This window comes from Embleya hyalina, from assembly GCF_003967355.1.
GTDB lineage: Bacteria > Actinomycetota > Actinomycetes > Streptomycetales > Streptomycetaceae > Embleya > Embleya hyalina.
The window spans coordinates 67,271-92,068 of sequence record NZ_BIFH01000033.1; the positions used below are offsets into that span (position 1 = coordinate 67,271).

Genomic DNA, 24,798 nt, shown 5'->3' on the forward strand with positions numbered 1-24,798 from the left:
ACGCACCGTGAAAGACGCCTTGGGCGCACCGCAGTCCCTGCTCGTTCTCGGCGGTACCTCCGAGATCGCGCTGACCACGGCCCGCGCGATGGTCGCCGAGCGCGTGCGGCGGGTCGTGCTCGCCGGACGCCCCTCCGCCGGGCTCGAGGCGGCCGCCGACGACCTGCGCGGTCGCGGCGCCACGGTCGAGGTGGTCGCGTTCGACGCGGCCGAGCCCGACGACCACGAGAAGACCATCGACGAGGTCTTCGCGGCGGGCGACATCGACGTCGTGCTGCTCGCCTTCGGTGTGCTCGGCGACCAGGACGCGGACGCGAAGGCCCCGGCCGCCGCCGCGCGCGTCGCGCAGGTCAACTATGTCGGCGGCGTCTCCGCCGGGCTCGCGGCGGCGAACGCGCTGTCCCGGCAGGGGCACGGGGCGCTCGCGGTGATCTCGTCGGTGGCCGGCGAGCGGGCCCGCAAGTCGAACTTCATCTACGGCTCGACCAAGGCCGGCCTGGACGCGTTCGCGCAGGGCCTGGGCGACAAGCTGCACGGCACGGGCGTGCACGTGATGGTGGTCCGGCCCGGGTTCGTCCGGACCAAGATGACCGAGGGCCTGCCGGACGTGCCGCTGGCCACCACGCCGGAGGCCGTCGCGGAGGCGATCGTCAAGGGCCTGCGGCGCAAGTCGTCGGTGGTGTGGGTGCCCGGTCAGTTCCGCTTCGTGATGTCGGCGCTGCGGCACGTGCCGCGCCCGATCTTCCGCAAGCTCAACATCTGACACCCCGTGCCACGCGAGGGCCCGCCCCGGTGATCCGGGGCGGGCTTTCGCGTGTCCGGGGCCGGGGCCTTCCGGGGCGGGCGCCGCCCGGCCGCTACGGTGGCCCGGTCGTGGTTCACCCGGGTACGGACGAGGGGCGCGGGCATGGGCAGCAGGGGAAACGTCGGCCTGACCGGTGGGATCGGGGCGGGCAAGAGCGAGGTGGCGCGGCTGCTCGCGGAGCTGGGCGCGGTGGTGATCGACTCGGACCGGATCGCGCGCGAGGTGGTGGCGCCCGGGACGCCCGGCCTGGCGGCGGTGGTCGCCGAATTCGGCGAGTCGGTGCTGCTGCCCGACGGCTCGCTCGATCGCCCGGGCCTGGGTCGGATCGTCTTCGGCGCGCCCGAGCGGCTGGCCGCGCTGAACGCGATCGTGCATCCCCTGGTCGGGGCGCGCGCGGCGGAGCTGACGGCGGCCGCCGGGGACGACGCGGTGCTGGTCAACGACGTGCCGTTGCTCGTGGAGAACGACCTGGCCGGGCGGTACGACCTGGTGGTGGTCGTGGACGCGGCTCCCGAGACGCAGCTGGACCGGCTGGTCCGGCTGCGGGGTATGCCGGAGGCCGACGCGCGGGCCCGGATGGCCGCGCAGGCGTCGCGGGAGCAGCGGCTGGCGGTCGCGGATGTGGTGATCGACAACGACGGGCCGTTGGCGGCGCTGGAGCCTCAGGTGCACGCGCTGTGGGAGCGGTTGACGGGCGCCTGAGGCGGTGGTCGTGCGTCGGCCCGGTTCGGTGGGGTGTACCCGCCCGCGGAGCGGCCCGGTCACGTTCCCGGGCATCCGTCGTTTGTCGGTGCGGGGTCGTAACGTGTATCCGTGCGACCCATTACCGATCTCGAACGCAGAGTGGCGCCTTTCGAGGTCGTCAGTCCCTTTCAACCGTCCGGCGACCAGCCGCAGGCCATCGATCTGCTCGAGGAGCGGATCAAGGCCGGCGACCGCAACGTGGTGCTGCTCGGCGCCACCGGCACGGGGAAGTCGGCGACGACCGCGTGGATGATCGAGCGGCTGCAGCGACCGACGCTCGTCATGGCGCCCAACAAGACCCTCGCCGCGCAGCTCGCCAACGAATTCCGCGAACTGCTGCCCAACAACGCCGTCGAATACTTCGTCTCGTACTACGACTACTACCAGCCCGAGGCGTACGTCCCGACCACCGACACCTACATCGAGAAGGACTCCTCGATCAACGAGGAGGTCGAGCGACTGCGGCACTCGACCACCAACTCGCTGCTGACCCGCCGTGACGTGGTCGTCGTCGCCTCGGTGTCCTGCATCTACGGCCTGGGCACCCCGCAGGAATACGTCGACCGCATGGTCCGGCTGCGGGTCGGCGAGGAGATCGAGCGGGACGAGCTGCTGCGCCGCTTCGTGGGCAACCAGTACACCCGCAACGACGTCGCGTTCACGCGCGGCACCTTCCGGGTGCGCGGCGACACGATCGAGATCTTCCCGGTCTACGAAGAGCTGGCCGTGCGGATCGAGATGTTCGGCGACGAGATCGAGTCGCTGATGACGCTGCACCCGCTCACCGGCGAGGTGGTCAGCGAGGACGAAGAACTCTACGTCTTCCCCGCCACCCACTACGTGGCCGGCCCCGAGCGCATGGAGCGCGCGGTCGTCGGGATCGAGCGCGAGCTGGAGGAGTCGCTGGCCCTGCTGGAGAAGCAGGGCAAGGTGCTGGAGGCGCAGCGGCTGCGCATGCGCACCACCTACGACATCGAGATGCTCCGCCAGATCGGCACCTGCTCCGGCGTGGAGAACTACTCGCGGCACATGGACGGCCGCGAGGCCGGCAGCGCGCCGAACACGCTCCTCGACTACTTCCCCGAGGACTTCGTCCTCGTGCTGGACGAGTCGCACGTGACCGTGCCGCAGATCGGCGCGATGTACGAGGGCGACGCGTCGCGCAAGCGCACGCTCGTCGAGCACGGCTTCCGGCTGCCCTCCGCGATGGACAACCGCCCGCTGAAGTGGGAGGAGTTCCTGGAGCGGGTCGGCCAGACGGTGTACCTGTCGGCGACGCCCGGCAAGTACGAGCTGGCCAAGGCCGACGAGGTGGTCGAGCAGATCATCCGGCCGACCGGACTGGTCGACCCCGAGGTGGTGGTCAAGCCGACCGAGGGCCAGATCGACGACCTGCTGCACGAGATCAGGATCCGGGCCGAGAAGGACGAGCGGGTGCTGGTCACCACGCTCACCAAGAAGATGTCCGAGGACCTGACCGACTACTTCCTGGAGCAGGGCGTGCGGGTGCGCTACCTGCACAGCGACATCGACACGCTGCGCCGGGTGGAGTTGCTGCGCGAACTGCGGTTGGGCGAGTTCGACGTGCTGGTCGGTATCAACCTGCTCCGCGAGGGTCTGGACCTGCCCGAGGTCTCGCTCGTGTCCATCCTGGACGCGGACAAGGAGGGCTTCCTGCGCTCGGGCACCTCGCTGATCCAGACCATCGGCCGCGCCGCCCGCAACGTGTCCGGCCAGGTGCACATGTACGCGGACCGGATCACCCCGTCGATGGAGAAGGCGATCGACGAGACGAATCGCCGGCGCGAGAAGCAGGTCGCGTACAACACCGAGCGCGGCATCGACCCGCAACCGCTGCGCAAGAAGATCGTGGACATCCTCGACTCGATCTCGCGCGAGGACGCGGACACCGCCGACCTGCTGTCCGGCGGGGGCCGGGGTCGGCAGAAGGCGCCGGCGCTCGGTCGCAAGGGCGGGGCGGGCGAGATGCCCGCGACCGACCTGGCCGACATGATCCGGGTGATGACGGACCAGATGCACGCCGCCGCGTCCGAACTGCAATTCGAGCTGGCCGCGCGGTTGCGCGACGAGGTCGGGGAGCTGAAGAAGGAGCTGCGCGGGATGAAGGCCGCGGGCATCGCGTAGCAGGATGGCGGGACGGTTCGCCGGATCCGAGGGAACGGCCTGCCGAGTCCGTACGTCATGACCGGTAGGTTCGTGACCCTGAATGTGTCCGAGGGGGCTCGCCGGGACACCGGCGACCCCCGAGGACTACTCTGCGGCCAGTACGGGCCCGCCCGCCTCGTTCCGGGGCGGGGCCCACGAGCCGCGTGACCGAAAATCTGTGAGGGGAGACGTCGCCAGTGGCCGTCAACATGTCCAAGGGCCAGAGGATTTCACTCGACAAGCCGGGTGGTGGCGAGCTGACCATGGTCCGGATGGGCCTGGGCTGGGACGCCATCAAGCGCCGCGGCCTGTTCGGCAGCCGGGAGAAGGAGGTCGACCTCGACGCGTCGTGCGTGCTCTTCGCGGAGAACCAGCCGGTCGACGTCTGCTACTTCGGCCAGCTCACCAGCAAGGACGGGTCCGTGCGCCACACCGGCGACAACCTGACCGGGCACGGTGACGGCGACGACGAGTCGATCCTGGTGGACCTGGGTCGCGTGCCGGTGCACGTGGACCAGATCATCTTCACGGTCAGCTCCTTCCAGGGGCAGACCTTCCAGGAGATCGAGAACGCGTTCTGCCGGATCGTGGACGAGACCACGAACACCGAGCTGGCCCGCTACACGCTCTCCGGCGGTGGCAACTACACCGGCCAGATCATGGCCAAGCTGTACCGGCACGGCACCGGCTGGAAGATGGCCGCGATCGGCGAGCCCGCCCACGGGCAGACCCTGCGCGACCTCCTGCCGGCTCTGATGGCGCACCTGTAGGACGCACAACCACACATGGCGAGCGGGCCGGGACGGGCGGACGACGCCTCCCGGCCCGCTCGCGCGGGGTCCGTCCCGGCGGGGCGGGGAGGGGACGAACGCACGTGAGCACCGAACTGGTACGGGGTCAGAATCTGGCACTGCCCGACACCCGGGTGGAGGTCGAGGTCGCGGCGCAGTGTCCGGTCGAGCTGGTGGTGGCCCTGGTGGGGGCCGACGATCGGGTCCGCGGCGACGACGACGTGGTCCAGCGCGGCGGTGGCGACACCGCCGGGGTGACGATCCGTCAGGCCGGTGCGACCTTCGAGTTGGACAAACTGCCCGCCGAGGTCGAGCGGGTGCTGGTCGGCGCCTCGCTGGAGGGCGGCGGCGTGGACCGCTTCGGCGTGGTCGCCGCGCCCGTGGTCACCGTGCGCGCCGCGGGCGAGGACCTGGCCTCCTTCCGGGTCACCGACCTCGGCAACGAGCGGGCACTGCACACCGTGGAGCTGTACCGGCGCCAGGGGGCGTGGAAGGTGCGCGCCGTCGGGCAGGGCTACGAGGCGGGCCTGGAGGCGCTGCTCAAGGACGTCGGGGTCCAGAACCGGGCCCGGGTCGTGGACCGCGCCCGGACCGCGCTCGGCGGGCCGGCCGCCGCGCCGTTCAGCGCCGCGAACGCGCCAACGGAGCCGCGCGAGCCGGGTACCGTGCCGCGCGTGGACGCGAACGGCGGGATGGCCTGGGCCGCGCCGCCGCCGGATGTCGAGCAGGAGGCGAACCGGCGGGCCGCGCGGCGCGAGGTGGAGAAGCTGTACGAGCAGGTCTGGGGCGTGTTCGAGGACGCGGCGCGGTCGGCGGCCGCCTATCGCTCGGCGATCGAGTACGCCGACGGTCGGCTGGACAAGGAGCTGGAGGGGGTCCTGAACGACCCCGCCGCGCGCTTTTCGCCCGCCGGGCTGGCCGCGCAGGACACCGCGCGGGATCGGCATCGGGCGCTGGCCGAGCAGGCGAAGGCGGTGCTGGATCGCGACACCGCGCAACTGGTCGGCGAGGTCGAGCAGTTGGAGCCGAACCTGCCGCCGGTGATGGCGCGTTGGGACAGCACGTCGTGGGCCGGGTGGCAGGCGCCGGAGGACGGGGCGCCGGCGATTCGGCTCGGCGACCTGTACCTGCCGGAGCGGCCCGAGCTGCGGGTGCCGATGGTGTTGCGGCTGCCGATGGATCGCGGGTTGTGGGTGGACACCGGTGCCACCGGTCTGGAGGGCGAGCGGGGCGACGGCGCCGAGCGGGCGAACGAGCTGGCCGTGTCGTTGACCGCGCGGATGTTCGCGGCCTTCCCGGTGGGCGAGTTCAAGGTGCACGTGATCGACCCGGCGGGCAAGGGCACGGCGGCGGCGCCGTTGCAGCCGCTGGCGGCCTCACGACTGCTGGTGGGGCCCGTGGCCACCGACGCGGCCGACGTCTCGGCGCTGCTGGGTCGGATCATCGATCGCATCGAGCTGGTGCGGATGGCGGTTGCCAACGACGCGGTGGACTCGCTGCCGGACGGGCTCGATCTGGCGCGGCAGTTGCTGCTCGTGCACGATTTCCCGTTCGGGTTCGACGATCGCAGTGCGGCGCAGTTGCGGCACATCGTCGAGGAGGGGCCGCGGGTCGGGGTGCACGTGATCGTGGTCGGGTCGCGGGCGGACGCGGAGTCGTTCGGGCCGCTGCTTGAGCCGTTGTGGCGGTCGTTGTTGCGGCTGACGGCGATTCCGGAGGATCACATCATGGATCCGTGGATCGGCCTGCCGTGGGTTTACACGCCGGACCTGCCCTCGGGCGGTGCGGAGGCCACGCGCCAGCTCCTGTCGTGGGTGGCGGGCGGACGCTAGAGCCGGGTCGGCGGTGCGGCCGGGTCGTGGGTCGGCCGGGTGTCCTCAAACGCCGGACGGGCTGATTGTTCGGGTGCCCCGGGTGTCGGGGGTTGCGGTTTTCGGTGGCCTCCGGCCGGGTGTGCTCAAGCGCCGGACGGGCTGGGTGGTTTGGGCCTTGGGTGTCGGGGGTTGCGGTTTTCGGTGGCCTCCGGCTCGGTGTCCTCAAGCGCCGCACGGGCTGGTTGTTCGGGTGCCCCGCGTGCCGGGGCTGCGGTTTGATGTCGGCCCCGGTCGGGGGGTTTCGGGTGCCCCGAGTGCCCGGGGCTGCGGTTTGTTGGTGGCCTCCGGGTCGGTGTCCTCAAGCGTCGGACGGGTTGATTGTTCGGGCGCCTGGGGCGTTTGGGTTGTTCTTGTGTGTCGGATCGGCTGATTGCGGGGTGGATGGGTCGTCGGTTTGGGGGAGTTGGGGGGAAAGGGGCGGGGCTGGGGGGCTCGGGGTCGTAGACTCTCGGGCCGTCGGTCGTGATCGAGGCGGCCTGGGGAAAGGGATGTCGCCTTGTTCGCCTATGCCGATCCGGTGCGGATGCTCGGGGTGGCCGCCGAGGTCGCGCGGACCGAGTTCGCGGTTGTCGATCTGGAGACGACGGGGTTCTCGCCCGCGCGCGGGGACCGGATCGTGGAGATCGGCGTGGTGCGGATGCGCGGCACCGGTGAGGTGTTGCGGGAGTGGACCACGCTGCTCGATCCCGGGCGGTCGGTGGGCGCGAGCCACGTGCACCGGATCACCGCCGCCGACGTGGTGGGCGCGCCCCGATTCGGGCAGATCGCCGGCGAGTTGGCGGGCCTGCTCGCGGGCGCGGTCGTCGTCGCCCACAACGCCTCCTTCGAACAGCGTTTCCTGGAAGCGGAGTTCGTCGCCGCTGGCCTGGCGCCGCCCACCCTGCCCGCGCTGTGCACGATGCGGCTGGCCAAGGCGTCCGGCCTACCGCTGGCCGACCACAAGCTCGGTACCTGCTGCGCCCACTTCGGGCTGACCTTCCCCGACGCGCACGCGGCCCTGGCCGACGCCCGGGTCACTGCCCGTCTGCTGCCGCTGCTGCTCGCCGACCTCGGCACCCGCAGCCTGGGTCTGCCGGTGCCGCCGGCCCGCGCCCCCGAGACCCTGCCCGCGTCCGCGCTCAAGCCGCGCCGGGGGTTCGCGCCCGCCCGATGACGGGTATCCGGGCCCCGACACGGGGGTCGCCGAGCGACCTGTCACCAGGATTTGGCAAAGGATGCCTTGGTGTTTCTTTTACCTTCTGGCATCCTGGAGGCAATCGGAGGGGTACAGACCCCCCTCCGGCGATGACGCGACCCCCCACGTCTGCCGGAGGCGCAGTGGACGTTTCACCCGTTGCCTGGATCCTGACCATCGTCGTGCTGTTGGCACTGGTGGCGGTCGATCTGTTCATCAATCGCAAACCCCACGAGGTGACCCTCAAGGAGGCATCCCTGTGGGGCGTCTTCTGGGTCGGCCTCGCCGTCCTGTTCGGCATCGGCCTGACGGTCTTCGCCGGCGCCGAGCCCGGTGGCGAGTTCTTCGCGGGCTTCATCACCGAGAAATCGCTGAGCGTCGACAACCTGTTCGTGTTCGTGCTGATCATGGGCAAGTTCGCGGTGCCGCCGCAGTACCAGCAGCGGGTGCTGCTCGTGGGCGTGCTGCTCGCGCTCGTGTTGCGCGGCGCCTTCATCGCCGCCGGCGCCGCCGTGGTCGCCGCGTTCTCGTGGGTCTTCTTCATCTTCGGCGCGTTCCTGATCTGGACCGCGTGGAAGCTGATCAAGGAGGCCCAGTCGGACGAGGAGGAGGAGTTCGAGGAGAACGCCCTCCTGCGCAAGGTCGAGAAGGTGCTGCCGACCACCGACGGCTACCGCGACATGAAGCTGGTGGTCCGCGAGAACGGCAAGCGGCTGGTCACGCCGATGCTGATCGTGATGATCGCCGTCGGCACCACCGACGTGCTGTTCGCGCTGGACTCGATCCCGGCGATCTTCGGCCTCACCAAGGAGCCGTACATCGTCTTCACGGCGAACGCGTTCGCCCTGATGGGGCTGCGCCAGCTCTACTTCCTGATCGGCGGACTGCTGAAGAAGCTGGTCTACCTGTCGTACGGCCTGTCGGTGATCCTGGGCTTCATCGGGGTCAAGCTGATCTTCGAGGCGCTGCACGGCGAGGGCGTGCACGTGCCGGAGATCGGCATCCCGCTCTCGCTCGGCGTGATCGTGGTGACCCTGGCGGTGACCACGGTGCTGAGCCTGCGCAAGACGAGGAAGGACGAGCGGGCGGCGGCCGAGGCGGCCGCGAAGGCGGACCGGGACGCGAGCGTCTAACCCGGAAGCGGTACGGCCGGCGGCCCCTGCGCGAGGAGGATCTCGTGCGGGGGCCGCCGCGCGTCCGGGTCCGGCCGCAGTCGTACGCCGACGCTGCCGCACAGGCAGCGGGTGTAGACGACTTCGCCCTGGGATGTGGAGTGCCGGGACAGTACGGTCATACGCGGATCCTCGATCCGCCCACAGGCGTCGCACCGGGAAGACATCGGGTTGCCCCCATGTTGGCTAGGGTAATGAGTGTGCCGGTGTAGCTCCTTACATAGTTCGCAGCCTAGGTAAGGGTTCAATGGAAGTCAACGGTTACCGCAGTGACGGGGTCGGCGCTGCCGTCGCGATGGTCAACGCGTGGACCGGCGAGGAGGGCGCGGCGCCGGACGTGGCGTCCGCGCGCGACGTGCTGAGGCCGTTCTCGTATCTGGTCGCCGACCTGGACGAGCGCGCGCTGGAACCGTTGCTCGCCTGGGCCGAGGAGGTGCGCGCGTTCTTCGTGATCACCGATCTGGAGGCCGCCGTGGCACACGTGAACGGCCTGCTGGAGCGGGTCGAGTCGCGACCTCGGCTGGTGGATCACGGGTATGGGCTGCACCTGCACCACGCGCCCTCGGGGGTGCCGTTCGTCCAGCGCATCCGGATCAGCACCGCACTGGGCCTGGCCAACCTGGTGGCCGACTACGGGCTGGGTCGCTCGGGGGTGTGCGCGGCGGCGGCCTGCGACCACGTGTTCGCGGACACCTCGCGCAACGGCCGCAAGCGCTACTGCTCGGACACCTGCGCCAACCGGGCGAACGTGGCGGCGCACCGGGCCAGGCGCCGGGCCGCCGAGGGCGCCGGACGGACCTGACCCGGCCCGGCGCCCCGCGGATCCGCTACCAGCGGCGGGCGCGCCATTCGGCGAGGTTGGGGCGCTCCGCGCCCAGCGTGGTGTCGTTGCCGTGGCCCGGGTAGACCCAGGTCTCGTCGGGGAGCACGTCGAACAACTTGTGCTCGACGTCGTCGATCAGGTGGTCGAAGGCGGCGGGATCGCCGAAGGTGTTGCCCACTCCGCCCGGGAACAGGCAGTCGCCGGTGAACAGGTGCGGGTGCCCCTTCGGGTCGTCGTACAGCAGGGCCACGCTGCCCTCGGTGTGCCCCACCAGGTGGATGGCCCGCAACTCGATCGCCCCGAACGCGACCGTGTCGCCGTCGTCCAGGAGCACGTCGCTGGGCACCGGGATGGCCTCGGCGTCGGCGCGCCCGGCGAGGGTGGTGGCGCCGGTGTGCGCGACCACCTCGGCCAGCGCCTGCCAGTGGTCCTGGTGCCGATGGGTGGTGACCACCTTGGCCAGGCCGCCGTCGCCCACCAGGGTGATCAGCGTGCCGGCGTCGTTGGCCGCGTCGATCAACAACTGCTCATCGGTGGCGCGACAGCGCAGCAGGTAGGCGTCGTTGTCGTAGGGCCCGACGGCCACCTTGGTGATCATCAGCTCGGCCAGCTCGCGCACGGCCGGGGCGCCGCCGACCTTCACGGATCCGTGATACGTCATGCGGGCCATCCTCCCCGGCCGCGCGCCCTCTCGGCTACCGACCGGCTACGTCCAGGCGGGCGGTGTCGGCAGGGGGCCGGCCGGTTCGACGCTCAACCCGTCACCGTTGGCGCGGCCGATCAGCCAGGCGAGCAGCGACTGGCGGCGGCCCGAGACGACCGCGGCGGGGGCCACGCCCTCCGGGCCGATCAGCAGCTCGCGGTGGGTGATGTCGTCGCGCAGCAGCAGCGGCGGGCAGTCCGGCCGACCGCGGAAGGACGCCGCCACCTCGTTCAGCTCGCGATCGGCGTACTCGGTCGGCCAGTGCGCCGGCGTCCAGCCCGCGTCCAGGTCGACGTGGTGGATGTACAACTCGCGCAGCCGCTTGCCGGGCAGCGTCGTCGCGGCGATCTCGCCGGCGTTGCGCGCGGTCACCTTGGCGCCCCACGCGGTCGGCGTCATCGCCGTGAACGCCCGGTCGAACCGGGTCGAGGCGTCGTACAGGTCGGTGAGCTGCTCCTGCGGCGGCCGGCCGGCGCCCTCCTCGATGGCCCGGTCGCGGGCGTCGCCCGGCGGGTACATCGGGGTGGGTATCCCGGTCCGCGCCCAGTTCAGCAGGTTGGTCAGGGCGTCCGCGTTGCGGGCCAGATGGGTCAGCACATGGCCTCGGCTCCACCCGGGCAGCAGCGACGGGCCGGCCAGGTGCTCGGCCGACAGTCGTTCCGCGCTCGCCAGGACCTGAGCGGTCGCTTCGTTGATCTCCGCGAGCATCGCGGCCGGCTCGAACCCGTCCGTGGTCACGTTTACCTCCCCCGGATCGCTCTCCGCCGCGGATTCGCGGAACGAGACGGGTCCCGATGCGACGGAGGTCTGTGGTGTTGCAGCTTAGTGCGGCGGGCAGGCCCGAGCGCCCGGGCCGGGGCTTCACACGATCGGGTGAAGATGGGCCCGGAGAAGTTTTGTTCGAATGAATGTGCGATAGCCTGGCGCCTCAAAGGGGAACAAACACCTGCCCGCGGCTGCTTACGATGGCGCGAGGATGTAACGATCCGGGGCCGCAGAACGTCACCACCGGCGTGACCTCGACTGCGACCGTCCCCGGGTCCGCGTCCTCGATCCGCACTGTCGACGCGTACCGATCAGCCTCTGATCGGCTTCCGTTCAGCTCGACACCATTCAGCCGAAGCGGCATGTCGTCGAAGGGTTTCGATTCTCAAGTGGCCGACCGTCTCATCGTCCGTGGCGCGCGCGAGCACAACCTCAAGGACGTCTCCCTCGACCTTCCGCGCGACTCACTCATCGTCTTCACCGGGCTGTCCGGGTCCGGCAAGTCCTCCCTCGCCTTCGACACGATCTTCGCGGAGGGACAGCGCCGCTACGTCGAGTCGCTGTCGTCCTACGCGCGCCAGTTCCTCGGGCAGATGGACAAGCCCGACGTCGACTTCATCGAGGGCCTGTCGCCCGCGGTCTCGATCGACCAGAAGTCGACGAACCGCAACCCCCGCTCCACGGTCGGCACCATCACCGAGGTCTACGACTACCTGCGCCTGCTCTACGCCCGGATCGGTCACCCGCACTGTCCCGAGTGCTCCCGGCCGATCGCCCGGCAGAGCCCGCAGCAGGTGGTCGACCGGGTCCTGGAACTGGAGGAGGGCACCCGCTTCCAGGTGCTCTCGCCGATCGTGCGCGAGCGCAAGGGCGAGTTCGTCGACCTGTTCGCCGAACTCCAGTCCAAGGGCTACAGCCGGGCCCGGGTGGACGGCACGGTGATCCAGCTCACCGACCCGCCCAAGCTGAAGAAGCAGGAGAAGCACACGATCGAGGTGGTCATCGACCGCCTCACCGTGAAGTCCTCCGCCAAGCGCCGGTTGACCGACTCGGTGGAGACCGCGCTCGCGCTCGGCTCCGGCATGGTCATCCTGGACTTCGTCGACCTGCCCGAGGACGACGCGCACCGCGAGCGCATGTTCTCCGAGCACCTCTACTGCCCCTACGACGACCTGTCGTTCGAGGAGCTGGAACCGCGCTCGTTCTCGTTCAACTCGCCGTTCGGCGCCTGCCCCGACTGCACGGGCATCGGCACCCGCATGGAGGTCGACCCCGAGCTGGTGGTGCCCGACGGGCAGAAGTCGCTCGACGAGGGCGCGCTCGCGCCGTGGAACGTCGGACACGCGTCGGAATACTTCGGCCGGCTGGTCTCCTCGCTCGCCGAGGAGATGGGCTTCCGGACCGACATCCCCTGGGACGGACTGCCGCAGCGGGCCAAGAAGGCGCTGCTCAACGGCCACAAGACGCAGATCCACGTCAAGTACCGCAACCGCTACGGGCGCGAGCGCTCCTACTACACCTCGTTCGAGGGCGCGCTGCCCTACATCGTGCGCCGGCACTCCGAGGCGGAGACCGACGTCAGTCGCGAGCGCTTCGAGGGCTTCATGCGCGAGGTGCCGTGCGCCACCTGCCACGGCGCCCGGCTCAAGCCGATCGTGCTCGCGGTGACCATCGCCGACAAGTCCATCGCCGACGTGGCGGGCATGTCGATCAGCGACTGCGCCGAGTTCCTGACCCGGATCAAGCTCGTGGCGCGGGAGAAGAAGATCGCCGAGCGGGTGCTCAAGGAGGTCAACGAGCGGCTGCGCTTCCTGATCGACGTGGGCCTGGAATACCTCTCGCTGAGCCGCCCCGCGGCCACCCTGTCCGGCGGCGAGGCGCAGCGCATCCGGCTCGCCACCCAGATCGGCTCCGGCCTGGTCGGCGTGCTCTACGTGCTCGACGAGCCCTCCATCGGGCTGCACCAGCGCGACAACCACCGGCTGATCGAGACCCTGGTCCGGCTGCGCGACATGGGCAACACGCTGATCGTGGTCGAGCACGACGAGGACACCATCCGGGTCGCCGACTGGGTCGTCGACATCGGCCCCGGCGCCGGCGAGCACGGCGGCGAGGTGGTGCACTCGGGCACCTACAAGGAGCTGCTCAAGAACAAGCGTTCGGCCACCGGCGACTACCTCTCCGGCCGCAGGTCCATCCCCACCCCGACCGAGCGGCGGGTGCCGGACAAGAAGCGCCGGCTGGTGGTGCACGGCGCCCGGGAGAACAACCTGCGCGACGTCGCCGTGGGCTTCCCCCTCGGCGTGCTCACCGCGGTCACCGGCGTCTCCGGCTCGGGCAAGTCGACCCTGGTCAACGACATCCTGTACACGCACCTGGCGCGCGAGCTCAACGGCGCGCGCAGCGTGCCGGGCCGGCACACCCGGATCACCGGGACCGACCTGGTGGACAAGGTCGTGCACGTCGACCAGGGGCCGATCGGGCGCACCCCGCGCTCCAACCCGGCCACCTACACCGGCGTGTTCGACCACATGCGCAAGCTGTTCGCCGAGACCACCGAGGCCAAGGTGCGGGGCTACCTCCCGGGCCGGTTCTCGTTCAACGTCAAGGGCGGTCGCTGCGAGAACTGCGCGGGCGACGGCACGATCAAGATCGAGATGAACTTCCTCCCCGACGTATACGTGCCGTGCGAGGTCTGCCACGGCGCGCGCTACAACCGGGAGACCCTGGAGGTGCACTTCAAGGGCAAGAACATCTCCGAGGTGCTGGACATGCCGATCGAGGAGGCCCTGGCCTTCTTCGAGGCGGTGCCCGCGATCGCCCGGCACCTGCGCACGCTCAACGACGTCGGCCTGGGCTACGTGCGCCTGGGCCAGCCCGCCACCACGCTCTCCGGCGGCGAGGCGCAGCGGGTCAAGCTGGCCTCCGAGCTGCAGCGCCGCTCCAGCGGCAAGACGGTCTACGTACTCGACGAGCCGACCACGGGTCTGCACTTCGAGGACATCAGCCGGCTGCTCGGCGTGCTGACCAGCCTGGTCGACAAGGGCAACACGGTGATCGTGATCGAGCACAACCTCGACGTGATCAAGACCGCCGACTGGGTCGTCGACCTCGGCCCCGAGGGCGGCAGCGGCGGCGGGCTGATCATCGCCGAGGGCACTCCCGAGGAGGTCGCCGAGGTGGCCGGCAGCCACACCGGCAAGTTCCTCCAGAGCGTGCTCCAGGACCGACGCTGACGCGAGCGGCGATCGGGCCGGGTGCGAGGATTGACCGGCCTCACGGTGGCGCGGCCGACGTTCGGCCGCGCCACCGGCGTCACCCGTTCACAAGGAGATCCCGCATGACCGCGCAGCACCAGCCCCGGCCCGAGCACCCGTCCGACACCGCGGGCGAGGCCGGACCGGATCGGCGCACGCTGCTGCGCGGCGCGGCGGTGGTGGGCGCGGTCGGCGTCGCCGGGGTGGCCGTGACCGCCTGCACGACGGAGAACCAGCCCGCGACGCCGCACGAGAAGAAGCTGCTCGACGGGCCGGTCACGGTGGGTCGGTCCGACGACGTGGTGGTCGGCAAGGGCAAGGTCTACACCGACACCTCGATCGTGGTGACCCAGCCGGCCAAGGACGATTACAAAGCGTTCGACGCCCGTTGTCCGCACCAGGGCTGTCTGGTCACCAAGGTCGACCAGGGTGTCATCCAGTGCCAGTGCCACGGCAGCCAGTTCTCGATGAACGACGGTTCGGTCGTGCGCCGACCCGCCAAGCGCGGCCTGACGCCGCTGCCGGTCACCGTCGCGAACGGCGAGATCGTGGTGGGTTGACCGCGAAAATCTGTTGGAGCCAGCACATAGGGTGGAGAAATGGACCCGTCGTCGTACCGGCCCGCGCCCGGCCAGATCCCGACGTCGCCCGGTGTGTACCGGTTCAGCGACGAGCACGGGCGCGTGGTCTACGTCGGCAAGGCGAAGAACCTGCGCGCCCGGCTCTCGTCCTACTTCCAGGACCTGGCCAACCTGCACCCGCGCACCCAGACCATGGTCACCACCGCCGCCTCGGTGGACTGGACCGTGGTCGGCACCGAGGTCGAGGCGCTCCAGCTCGAATACTCCTGGATCAAGGAGTTCGACCCGCGCTTCAACGTCAAGTACCGCGACGACAAGAGCTATCCCTCGCTCGCGGTGACGCTGAACGAGGAGTTCCCGCGCGCCCAGGTGATGCGCGGTCCGCACCGCAAGGGGGTGCGCTACTTCGGGCCGTACGGGCACGCGTGGGCCATCCGCGAGACGCTCGACCTGCTGCTTCGGGTCTTCCCGGTACGCACCTGCTCGGCCGGGGTGTTCAAGAACGCCCGCCAGGTGGGCCGGCCCTGCCTGCTCGGCTACATCGGCAAGTGCGCGGCGCCGTGCACCGGCAAGATCTCCCCGGAGGACCACCGCGCGCTGGCCGAGGACTTCTGCGAGTTCATGGCCGGGCGCACCGGGCCCTACGTCAAGCGCGTCGAGCGCGAGATGAAGCAGGCCGCGCAGGCGATGGAATACGAGAAGGCGGCCCGGTTGCGCGACGACCTGGCCGCGCTCACCCGCGCCCTGGAGAAGAACGCGATCGTCTTCGGCGACGGTACCGACGCCGACGTGATCGCCCTCGCCGAGGACGAACTCGAGGTCGCCGTCCAGATCTTCCACGTGCGCGGCGGTCGGGTGCGCGGCCAGCGCGGCTGGGTCACCGAGCGGGTCGAGGACGTGGACACCGCCGAGTTGGTCGAGCACTTCCTCCAGCAGCTCTACGGCGAACAGCGCGGCGAGGCGGTGCCGCGCGAGGTGCTGGTGCCCGCGCTGCCCGCCGACACCGCGGCGCTGAGCGAATGGCTGTGCGAACTGCGCGGCGCCAAGGTCGAGTTGCGGGTGCCGCAACGCGGCGACAAGAAGTCGCTCCAGGAGACCGTGCAGCGCAACGCCGCGCAGGCGCTGAACCTGCACAAGCTGCGCCGGGCGGGCGATCTGACCGCCCGCTCGCTGGCGCTGCAACAGCTGGCCGAGGCACTGGAGATGGACACCGCGCCGCTGCGCATCGAGTGCTACGACATCTCGCACCTCCAGGGCACCGAGGTGGTCGCCTCGATGGTGGTCTTCGAGGACGGGCTGCCGCGCAAGAGCGAGTACCGGCGCTTCGCGATCAAGACCTTCGAGGGCCAGGACGACCCGCGCGCGATGCACGAGGTGCTGACCCGGCGCTTTCGGCGGTACAAGTCCGACCTCGCGCGGGACGCGGCCGGCGACGCCGCGACGGACGCGACGGATACGGAGGGCGCCGACGGCGCGGAGCACACCGGGCCGATCGACCCCGAGACCGGCAAGCCGAAGCGGTTCGCGTATCCGCCGCAGCTGGTCGTGGTCGACGGCGGGCAGCCCCAGGTCGCCGCCGCGATGCGGGCCCTGGAGGAGGCCGGCGTGGTGGACGTCACCGTGTGCGGCCTGGCCAAGCGGCTCGAAGAGGTCTGGGTCCCGGGGGAGGACGACCCCATCGTGCTCCCGCGCAGCAGCGGCGAGGCGCTGCTGATGCTCCAGCGCATCCGCGACGAGGCGCACCGCTTCGCGATCACCTACCACCGGGCCAAACGCTCCAAGGCGATGACCGCGAGCGCGCTGGACGACATCCCCGGCCTGGGCGAGACCCGGCGCAAGGCGGTGCTCGCGCACTTCGGCTCGCTCAAGCGCCTGCGCGCGGCCCGGATCGAACAGATCACCGAGGTGCCCGGCATCGGTCGGGCCACCGCGGCGGCGATCGTGGCGGCGCTCGCCACGCGCGCGCCCGCGGCTCCCGCCGTGAACACCGCCACGGGCGAGATCATGGAGGAGGACGACGCTGCCGGCGCCGACGACGGTGTCGGCGCGGCGGACGAGGCGGTCCCGGTTGTACCCCCGAGGCAGGAACCAGCAGGAGGAAGCGTTGAACTCGCCCAGCCGTAGGTGCGGCACGCACCGGGGGGACGCATGAGTACCGAGAGCACGAACGACGAGGTCGAGGGCACCCCGGAGCTGGTGATCATCTCCGGCATGTCCGGCGCCGGTCGCAGCACCGCCGCCAAGGGCATGGAGGACCTCGGCTGGTTCGTGGTGGACAACCTGCCGCCGTCGCTGATCCCCGCCATGGTCGACCTCGGGGCCCGCACGCAAGGGGCGGTCGCGCGGATAGCGGTCGTCGTCGACGTGCGCGGACGGACCTTCTTCGACGACCTGCGCTCCGCGCTCGGCGAGCTGGACGCGTCCGGCGTGGTGCGTCGGATCGTCTTCCTGGAGGCCTCCGACGACGTGCTGGTGCGCCGCTTCGAAGGGGTCCGCCGGCCGCACCCGCTCCAGGACGACGGCCGCATCCCCGACGGCATCGCCCGCGAGCGCGAACTGCTGCGCGAACTGCGCGGCGAGGCCGACCTGGTGATCGACACCTCCGACCTGAACGTGCACCAGCTGCGGGCCCGGATGGACGACCGGTTCGCCGGCTCCGGCGAGCCGCAGCTGCGCGCCACGGTGATGTCCTTCGGCTTCAAGTACGGCCTGCCCGTGGACGCCGACCTGGTGGTCGACTGCCGCTTCCTGCCCAACCCGCACTGGATCCCGGAGCTGCGCCCGCACACCGGCATGGACGAGGCGGTCAGCCGCTACGTGTTCGACCAGCCCGGCGCGAAGGAGTTCCTGGACCGCTACGCCGAACTGCTGCACATCGTCACCGAGGGCTACCGGCGCGAGGGCAAGCGCTACGTCACGCTCGCGGTGGGATGCACCGGCGGCAAGCACCGCAGCGTCGCGATGGCCGAACGCCTCGCCCGCCGGCTCACCGAGGACGGCCTGGACACCGTCCTCGTGCACCGCGACATGGGTAGGGAATGAGCGGCCCCAAGGTGGTCGCCCTGGGCGGCGGACACGGCCTCTCCGCCTCGCTGGCGGCGCTGCGCCGGCTCACCGACGACCTGACGGCGATCGTCACGGTCGCCGACGACGGCGGCTCCAGCGGGCGGCTGCGCAAGGACCTGGGCGTATTGCCGCCGGGCGATCTGCGGATGGCGCTGGCCGCGCTGTGCGGCGACGACGAGTGGGGGGTGACCTGGAGCCGGGTCATCCAGCACCGGTTCCGCCGCGAGGGCGAGCTGAACGGGCACGCGGTCGGCAACCTGCTCCTCGTCGGTCTGTGGGAACTGATGGACGACCCGATCGCGGCACTGGACTGGATGGGCAGGCTGCTCGGCGCGCACGGGCGGGTGTTGCCGATGTCGGCGGTCCCGCTCGACATCGAGGCGGACGTCGCCGGGCACGATCCCGCCCACCCGGAGCGGGTGTCCACGGTGCGCGGGCAGGCCCAGGTCGCGGTCACCCCGGGCGACGTGCGCGGGATCCGGCTGCTCCCGGCCGATCCGCCGGCCGTGCCCGAGGCGGTCGCGGCGGTCCGTGACGCCGATTGGGTGGTTGTCGGGCCCGGTTCGTGGTTCACCTCGGTACTGCCCCACCTGCTCGTTCCCGAGTTGGCGGCGGCGCTGGTGGAGACCAAGGCCAGGCGGCTGTTGGCGCTGAATCTGGCCCCGCAACCGGGCGAGACGGCGGGTTTCTCGCCGCAGCAGCACCTGGAGGTGCTGGCCGCGCACGCCCCGGGACTGACCTTTGACATCGTCCTCGGCGACCGCGACCGTGTGGAGGACGTACCGGGCCTGGAACGGGCCACGGCGGCGCTCGGTGGACACGTCCATCTGGCCCCCGTTTCGGCGGTCGACGGCTCGCCGCGACACGACCCCGAACGGTTGGCCTCGGCCTACGGCCGGATCTTCGTCGATCGTGAAAGGATCGCTCCATGGCGATGACGGCAGCAGTGAAGGACGAGCTCAGCCGCCTCCCGGTCACCCGGTCGTGCTGTCGCAAGGCGGAGGTCTCCGCGCTCTTGCGCTTCGCGGGCGGACTGCACATCGTGGGCGGGCGAATCGTCATCGAGGCGGAGCTGGACACCGCGATGGCCGCGCGCCGGCTGCGCAAGGACATCCTCGAGGTCTACGGGCACGGCTCGGACCTGGTCGTGGTGGCACCCGGCGGGCTGCGCCGCGGCAGTCGCTACGTGGTCCGGGTCGCGGTCGGCGGCGATCAGCTGGCCCGCCAGACCGGGCTGCTGGACGCGCGGGGACGACCGGTACGCGGACTGCCGCCCCAGGTCGTCTCGGGTGCCACGTGCGACGCGGAGGCCGCCTGGCGCGGCGCGTTCCTGGCGCACGGCTCGCTCACCGAACCCGGCCGCTCCTCGGCGCTCGAAGTGACCTGCCCCGGCTCGGAGGCGGCGCTCGCCCTGGTCGGCGCGGCCCGTCGGCTGGGCCTGGCGGCCAAGTCGCGCGAGGTGCGCGGGGTGGACCGGGTGGTGGTCCGCGACGGCGACGCGATCGGCGCGCTGCTCACCCGGCTCGGCGCGCACGAGAGCGTGCTGGCCTGGGAGGAGCGGCGGATGCGCCGCGAGGTGCGGGCCACGGCGAACCGGCTGGCCAACTTCGACGACGCGAACCTGCGCCGCTCGGCCCGGGCGGCGGTGGCCGCGGGGGCACGGGTGCAGCGGGCGTTGGAGATCCTGGGCGAGGAGGTCCCGGAGCACCTGGCGGCGGCCGGCAAGCTGCGGCTCGACCACAAGCAGGCGTCCCTGGAGGAACTGGGCGGGCTGGCCGAGCCGCCGCTGACCAAGGACGCGGTCGCGGGTCGCATCCGCCGCCTGCTGGCGATGGCCGACAAGCGCGCGGGCGAGCTGGGCATGCCCGGCACCGACGCCGGCTTGTCCGTGGACATACTCGTGTCCTGAACGCTCCCGGGAACGCCGGGCCCGACCGGCGCGGGCGACTCGAACACACGGACCGGCACGCGGGCCCGGTGCGCGAGCCAAAACCATTCGAAGGCGTCGGTCCGCGAGACATAGGGTCTCCGGATCGGCGCCTTCGCCCGTAGTCGCGGAGGGAAGGCCGCGTACGCGAGGGAAGGAACCACCACCGTGGACGTCCGCACGATCGACGAAGACGAGATCATCCCGTGGACCGCCGCCGTCGGCGTCGGCTTTCTCCGAGTCCCCGACGGCTCCAAGGAGAACCGGGAGAAGCGGTTGGCCCACTGGCGCGAGCGGGCCGACCTGGCCAGGACGCGCGGCGCCTTCGACGGGGACCGTTGCGTGGGCACCTTCCGCAGCTTCGCCACCGGGCTGACCGTGCCCGGCGGCGCGATCGTGCCGGTGTCGGCGATCACCAACGTGACCGTCTCGCCCACCCACCGCCGGCGCGGGCTGCTGACCGAGATGATGCGGCTCGACCTGGCGGACGCCGCCGCGCGCGGCGAGATGCTGGCCATCCTGATCGCCGCCGAGTACCGCATCTACGGCCGGTTCGGATTCGGCGTGGCCACCGAATACCAGAAGTTCACGCTCGACACGCTGCGCACCGACTTCGCCCCCGACGCGCCGGTCGAGGAGGGCGGGCGGGTCGAGCTGGTCACCCCCGAGGAGGTGGCCGAGCTGGGTCCGCCGCTGCACGAGGAGTTCCGCGGGCTGCGCGCGGGCGCGATCGGCCGCACGCCGCTGTGGTGGGCCAACTACACCGGTCTGGACCCGTCCCCCGTGCATCCGGCGCCGCCCCGCTTCCACGCGATCTACCGCGACCCGTCCGGGAAGGTCGCCGGCCTGGTCTCCTATCGCACCGACGACCACTGGGACGAGTTCGTCCCCAAGGTGACGCTGACCGTGGACTCGCTGATGGCGCTGACCCCGGCGGCCGAGTTCGCGCTGTGGCGGTTCTGCGCGAGCGTGGACTACGTGGAGAAGATCGAGGCCGCCGACCGCAGCCCCGACGAACTGTTGCCGATGCTGGTCACCGATCCCCGGGCGATCACCACGCAGACCCGCCGGGACTTCGTCTGGACCCGGATCCTGGACGCGCCCGCCGCGTTCTCCGCGCGCACCTACGGTGCCCGGGACCGGCTCGTGGTCGAGGTCGTCGACGATCTCGGGTACGCGGCAGGCCGGTTCGCGATCGACGGCGGACTCGACGGCGGCACGTGCGTGCCGACGGGGGAGCCGGCCGAACTGGCCCTGGACGTGGCCACGCTCGGCGCGTTGTACCTGGGTTCGGGATCGCCCGTACGGCTGGCCGTGGCCGGGCGAATATCCGAATTGTCACCCGGTGCCGCCGAGCGGGCCGAGGCATTGTTGCGGACGCCGCGCGAGCCGTGGTGCCCCGACTGGTTCTGACCACATCGTGGAATCTTTGCGCGTAGCTTCGACCGAATATGACCGTCAGTCAGGTCTCGTGTACCACGCGGTGGGTGCCGTAGCATGCGCAACACCCGAGCGCAGGAGTCACGTTCCATCCCTCGGGTGGTGATTCCGCGCCTTACCCGTATGCACGCCTAACCCACGACTGGGGGGTCGATGAGGCGTCATCGTTCCACGGGCACCACCAAACGAGTTCGGCTGGCCACAACGGGGATCGCGGCGCTTTCGCTGGCACTGGGTCTGTTGACCGCAGCGCCGGCGAGCACCGCGGCACCCGCCGCCGGTCCCGGCTCCTATCCCGAAGTGACCAGCGCACCGCCGGAAGCGAAGCTTCCTCCGGCGGGCGACAACGGTCCGCAGTCCTACACGGTCAAGGCCGACTCCGCCCAGGTGAAGCAGATCTTCGCCCTGGGCGTGGACCGCCACGAGACGAAGGCCACCAAGGCCGCCGACGGCAAGGCCGAGCTGGAGGTGATCCTGAGCGATGCCCAGGTCGCCAAGCTGCGTGCCGCCGGCATCGCGGTGGAGGCGAAGTCCCAGGCGCAGAACCGCTCGGCGGCTCCGGCCGCGGCGGGCGTCTTCCGCAAGTACAGCGGTCCGGGCGGCCTCGGCGCCGAGTTGGTGCAACTCGCCAAGGACCACCCGGACATCGCCAAGACCGTCAGCATCGGCAAGACCGTGCTCGGGCAGGACATCCTCGCGGTCAAGGTGACCAAGAACGTCCGCACCAGCCCCGACGGGTCCAAGCCCGCCGTGTTGTACATGTCCAACCAGCACGCGCGCGAGTGGATCACGCCGGAGATGACCCGCCGGCTCCTGCACCACTACGTGGACGGCTACGGCACCGACGCCGAGGCGACCCAACTGGTCGCGGACAACGAGTTGTGGTTCGTGATCTCGGCCAACCCCGACGGCTACGACTGGACCTTCCAGACCGGCCAGCGGTTGTGGCGCAAGAACCTGCGCGACAACAACGGCGACGGGGTGATCACCGCCGGCGACGGCGTCGACCTCAACCGCAACTTCGACTACAAGTGGGGCTACGACAACGAGGGCTCCTCGCCCGACCCGCTGAACGAGACCTACCGCGGCCCCGCCCCGTCCTCCGAGCCGGAGACCCGGGCGATCGAGGGCTTCGCCGGGCACATCAAGGCCAAGTTCGTGGTCAACTACCACTCCGCCGCCCAGTTGATCCTGTACGGGGTCGGCTCGCAGGTGGCCACGCCCAGCCCCGACGACGAGATCATGGTCGCGCTCGCGGGCGACGACGCGCACCCGGCCGTCGCGGACTACGACCCCGACCTGTCCGCCGAGCTGTACGTGACCAACGGCGACACCGACGGGCAGATGAACGAGGCGTACAAGACGCTCTCGTTCACCCCCGAGATGTCCACGTGCGCCACGGCCGCCGGCTACCTGCCGGACGACCCGTACACGGTGGAGAACTGCGGCAGCATCTTCGGCTTCCCGAACGACGAGACGCTGGTCGGGATGGAGTACGCCAAGAACCAGGCGTTCGCGGTGTCGGTGGCCAAGTCGGCCAAGGACCCCGACGACCCGATCTCCTCGGTCGGGCGCAAGGCCCCCGACCTGATCGCCGACCGGTTCGAGCACTCCTACGCCGAGGACCGCGACGACCAGACCGTCGCCGTGATCGCCAAACGTTCGCTGACCAACCGCAAGCTCAACTACCGCGTCAACGGCGGCCCGGCCAAGACCGCGGGCGTCAAGGAGTGGAAGGGCGGCAAGCGGTACGGCGAGCAGGGTTCGGCCTACTACGCCGAATACCGGGGCGACATCAAGAAGGTGCGCACCGGTGACCGGATCGAGGTGTGGTTCACCGGCGACAAGGCCGGCACCGGCAAGGTGGAGAGCGACCGCTTCACCTTCACGGTGGAGAGCGGCATCGCCGAGAAGACCGAGACGCTGGTCCTGGCCAACGAGGACTACAAGGGCGTCAACCCGACCTACCCGCCGAACACCGTCGGTCCCAAGTACGCGCAGCAGTACGTGGACGCGCTGGCGGCCAACGGCATCAAGGCGGCCGTCTACGACGTCGACAGGCTCGGCGCACCGCACCACCTCGGCGTGCTCTCGCACTTCAAGGGCGTGTTCTGGTACCTCGGCGACAACCGACTGACCACGGACGCGGCCCGGGAGAACACCGACGTCCAGGGCGACATCTACCAGGACGCCCAGGTCACGCCACTGGTCCAGGACTTGACCGTCAACGTGCGCGACTACCTCAACGAGGGCGGCAAGCTGGCCTACCTCGGCGAGACCGCGGGCTACTACGGTCCCCTGCGCAGCGCCGCGGGCGGCGGCATCTACTACGGCCTGAACGGGCACCCGGACCAGCCCTGCAAGGTCACCGTCGACCCGACGAGCGACTGTCTGATCGTCTCCGACGACTTCACCCAGTACTGGCTCGGCGCCTTCGATCGTTCGGCGACCAACGGCGCCTCCGGCGTGGTCGGTTCGGCCGCGCCCTTCGAGGGCATCGACAAGCCGCTGCCGGGCACCGCGTCCAACCCGCTGAACGAGGCGGGCGGATTCCTGCCCACCAGTTCGATCCTGACGCCGGACAAGTTCCCGATGTTCGACAGCCGTTCGGTGGCGACCTACTCGGGCAACACGTCCGGGCCGTACACCCCGGCCGAGGGCAAGTGGTACATCAACGGCCTGCACACGGACAACGCGTACAAGCGACTGACCCGCACGATCGACCTCACCGGGGTCACCGCGGCGGACGCGGCGAAGCTCACCGCGCAGTTCTCGTACGACACCGAGCGGGCCTGGGACCACGCGATCGTGGAGGCGCACACGGTCGGCGCCGAGGACTGGACGACGCTCCCGGACCTGAACGGGAACAGCACCACCAAGCCGCCCACCTCCTGTGAGGGCGGCGACCTGGTGGCCACCCACCCGCAGTTGAAGCACTACCTCACGGTGACCACCCCCAAGTGCCTGAGCACCGGCACCACCGGGTCGTGGAACGCGTTCACCGGCAACTCGGGCGGCTGGAAGCCGGTCGCGTTCGACCTGTCCGCGTACGCGGGCAAGAAGATCGAGGTGTCGATCGCGTACGTGAGCGACGCGAACACCGGCGGCACCGGCCTGTTCGTGGACGACACCAAGGTCGTCACCGCGGCGGGTGTCCGGGACGCCGAGGCGTTCGAGACCGGTCTGGGCCCGTGGGTCCTGGCCGGCCCGCCGCCCGGTGACCAGGCGCTGGTCGGCTTCAGCCGCAGCCAGGCCGCGTTCGGCACGTCGGTGATCGCCACCGACGACACCCTGCTCGTCGGCTTCGGCCTGGAGCAGTTGGCCACCGCGGAGGACCGCAAGGTCTTCATGGACCGCATGTTGCGGGAGCTGTACAAGTAGGCGCGAGCGCGTGTGATCGACCCACCGGTGAAAACCGGTGGCCGTGACACCGGCCCCCGGCGGAGACTTCTCCGCCGGGGGCCATTAACGTCTCTGCGCACATGCGAGTTCCCGCATGCGCACTTCTTT

General features: G+C 70.7%; 19 protein-coding genes. 16 read left to right on the top strand and 3 right to left on the bottom strand.

Annotated elements, in window-relative coordinates; all coding sequences use genetic code 11:
* The first annotated feature begins 7 nt into the window (after nt 1-7).
* The 7 genes from dprE2 (at nt 8) to EMA17_RS35485 (ending at nt 8,687) form a co-directional block, all read left to right on the top strand.
* Nucleotides 8-763 (top strand): decaprenylphospho-beta-D-erythro-pentofuranosid-2-ulose 2-reductase, encoded by a 756-nt coding sequence (gene dprE2, locus EMA17_RS35455; protein ID WP_126641282.1) that lies wholly within the window; start codon nt 8-10, stop codon nt 761-763.
* A 144-nt stretch (nt 764-907) separates the two neighbouring features.
* Complete coding sequence (coaE, locus tag EMA17_RS35460) at nt 908-1,507, top strand: dephospho-CoA kinase (protein ID WP_126641283.1); 600 nt, start codon at nt 908-910, stop codon at nt 1,505-1,507.
* Between the two features lie 111 nt (nt 1,508-1,618).
* Nucleotides 1,619-3,694 (top strand): excinuclease ABC subunit UvrB, encoded by a 2,076-nt coding sequence (gene uvrB, locus EMA17_RS35465; protein WP_126641284.1) that lies wholly within the window; start codon nt 1,619-1,621, stop codon nt 3,692-3,694.
* 218 nt (nt 3,695-3,912) lie between these two features.
* Entirely contained in the window at nt 3,913-4,485 is a 573-nt protein-coding gene (locus EMA17_RS35470; RefSeq protein WP_078977660.1) for a TerD family protein, read from the top strand.
* Nucleotides 4,486-4,589: 104 nt separating this feature from the next.
* Nucleotides 4,590-6,338: a TerD family protein gene (locus tag EMA17_RS35475; protein WP_126641285.1), complete on the top strand. Its 1,749-nt coding sequence runs from the start codon at nt 4,590-4,592 to the stop codon at nt 6,336-6,338.
* A 538-nt stretch (nt 6,339-6,876) separates the two neighbouring features.
* Nucleotides 6,877-7,533, top strand: a complete 657-nt coding sequence (locus EMA17_RS35480; RefSeq protein ID WP_126641286.1) for a 3'-5' exonuclease — start codon at nt 6,877-6,879, stop codon at nt 7,531-7,533.
* Nucleotides 7,534-7,697: 164 nt separating this feature from the next.
* Nucleotides 7,698-8,687, top strand: a complete 990-nt coding sequence (locus EMA17_RS35485) for a TerC/Alx family metal homeostasis membrane protein (protein ID WP_174861485.1) — start codon at nt 7,698-7,700, stop codon at nt 8,685-8,687.
* On the opposite strand, the gene EMA17_RS35490 is transcribed toward EMA17_RS35485, so the two are convergent.
* Nucleotides 8,684-8,848, bottom strand: coding sequence for a hypothetical protein (locus tag EMA17_RS35490; RefSeq protein WP_170222313.1), 165 nt, complete (start codon nt 8,846-8,848; stop codon nt 8,684-8,686). The genes EMA17_RS35485 and EMA17_RS35490 overlap by 4 nt on opposite strands.
* A gap of 125 nt (nt 8,849-8,973) precedes the next feature.
* On the opposite strand from EMA17_RS35490, the gene EMA17_RS35495 reads away from it, so the two are divergent.
* On the top strand, nt 8,974-9,528 hold the full coding sequence (locus EMA17_RS35495) for a CGNR zinc finger domain-containing protein (RefSeq protein ID WP_126641289.1): 555 nt from the start codon (nt 8,974-8,976) through the stop codon (nt 9,526-9,528).
* A gap of 25 nt (nt 9,529-9,553) precedes the next feature.
* Here EMA17_RS35495 and EMA17_RS35500 read toward each other — a convergent pair whose 3' ends face one another.
* Both EMA17_RS35500 and EMA17_RS35505 read right to left on the bottom strand, forming a co-directional pair.
* Nucleotides 9,554-10,210 (bottom strand): MBL fold metallo-hydrolase, encoded by a 657-nt coding sequence (locus EMA17_RS35500; protein ID WP_126641290.1) that lies wholly within the window; start codon nt 10,208-10,210, stop codon nt 9,554-9,556.
* A gap of 45 nt (nt 10,211-10,255) precedes the next feature.
* Nucleotides 10,256-10,990 carry a maleylpyruvate isomerase family mycothiol-dependent enzyme gene (locus EMA17_RS35505; protein WP_218043174.1) on the bottom strand — a complete coding sequence of 245 codons (735 nt, stop codon included), beginning with the start codon at nt 10,988-10,990 and terminating at the stop codon, nt 10,256-10,258.
* 416 nt (nt 10,991-11,406) lie between these two features.
* Here EMA17_RS35505 and uvrA point away from each other — a divergent pair, with 416 nt between their 5' ends.
* From uvrA to EMA17_RS35545, 8 genes are all read left to right on the top strand, one after another.
* A complete protein-coding gene (gene uvrA, locus EMA17_RS35510) occupies nt 11,407-14,253 on the top strand; it encodes an excinuclease ABC subunit UvrA (protein WP_126641291.1) in 2,847 nt (948 codons plus the stop codon).
* A 104-nt stretch (nt 14,254-14,357) separates the two neighbouring features.
* Entirely contained in the window at nt 14,358-14,834 is a 477-nt protein-coding gene (locus tag EMA17_RS35515; RefSeq protein WP_126641292.1) for a Rieske (2Fe-2S) protein, read from the top strand.
* A gap of 39 nt (nt 14,835-14,873) precedes the next feature.
* The gene (gene uvrC / locus EMA17_RS35520) at nt 14,874-16,979 is read left to right on the top strand and encodes an excinuclease ABC subunit UvrC (protein WP_126641293.1); all 2,106 of its coding nucleotides are present in this window, start codon (nt 14,874-14,876) and stop codon (nt 16,977-16,979) included.
* Between the two features lie 24 nt (nt 16,980-17,003).
* The gene (rapZ, locus tag EMA17_RS35525; RefSeq protein WP_126641294.1) at nt 17,004-17,897 is read left to right on the top strand and encodes an RNase adapter RapZ; all 894 of its coding nucleotides are present in this window, start codon (nt 17,004-17,006) and stop codon (nt 17,895-17,897) included.
* Nucleotides 17,894-18,859 (top strand): gluconeogenesis factor YvcK family protein, encoded by a 966-nt coding sequence (locus EMA17_RS35530; RefSeq protein WP_126641295.1) that lies wholly within the window; start codon nt 17,894-17,896, stop codon nt 18,857-18,859. Before rapZ ends, EMA17_RS35530 begins: the two co-directional genes overlap by 4 nt.
* Nucleotides 18,850-19,830, top strand: coding sequence for a DNA-binding protein WhiA (gene whiA / locus EMA17_RS35535; RefSeq protein ID WP_126641296.1), 981 nt, complete (start codon nt 18,850-18,852; stop codon nt 19,828-19,830). Before EMA17_RS35530 ends, whiA begins: the two co-directional genes overlap by 10 nt.
* A 186-nt stretch (nt 19,831-20,016) precedes the next feature.
* Nucleotides 20,017-21,261 (top strand): GNAT family N-acetyltransferase, encoded by a 1,245-nt coding sequence (locus EMA17_RS35540; RefSeq protein ID WP_126641297.1) that lies wholly within the window; start codon nt 20,017-20,019, stop codon nt 21,259-21,261.
* Between the two features lie 327 nt (nt 21,262-21,588).
* Nucleotides 21,589-24,669, top strand: a complete 3,081-nt coding sequence (locus EMA17_RS35545; protein WP_246127111.1) for a M14 family metallopeptidase — start codon at nt 21,589-21,591, stop codon at nt 24,667-24,669.
* Nucleotides 24,670-24,798: the final 129 nt, after the last annotated feature.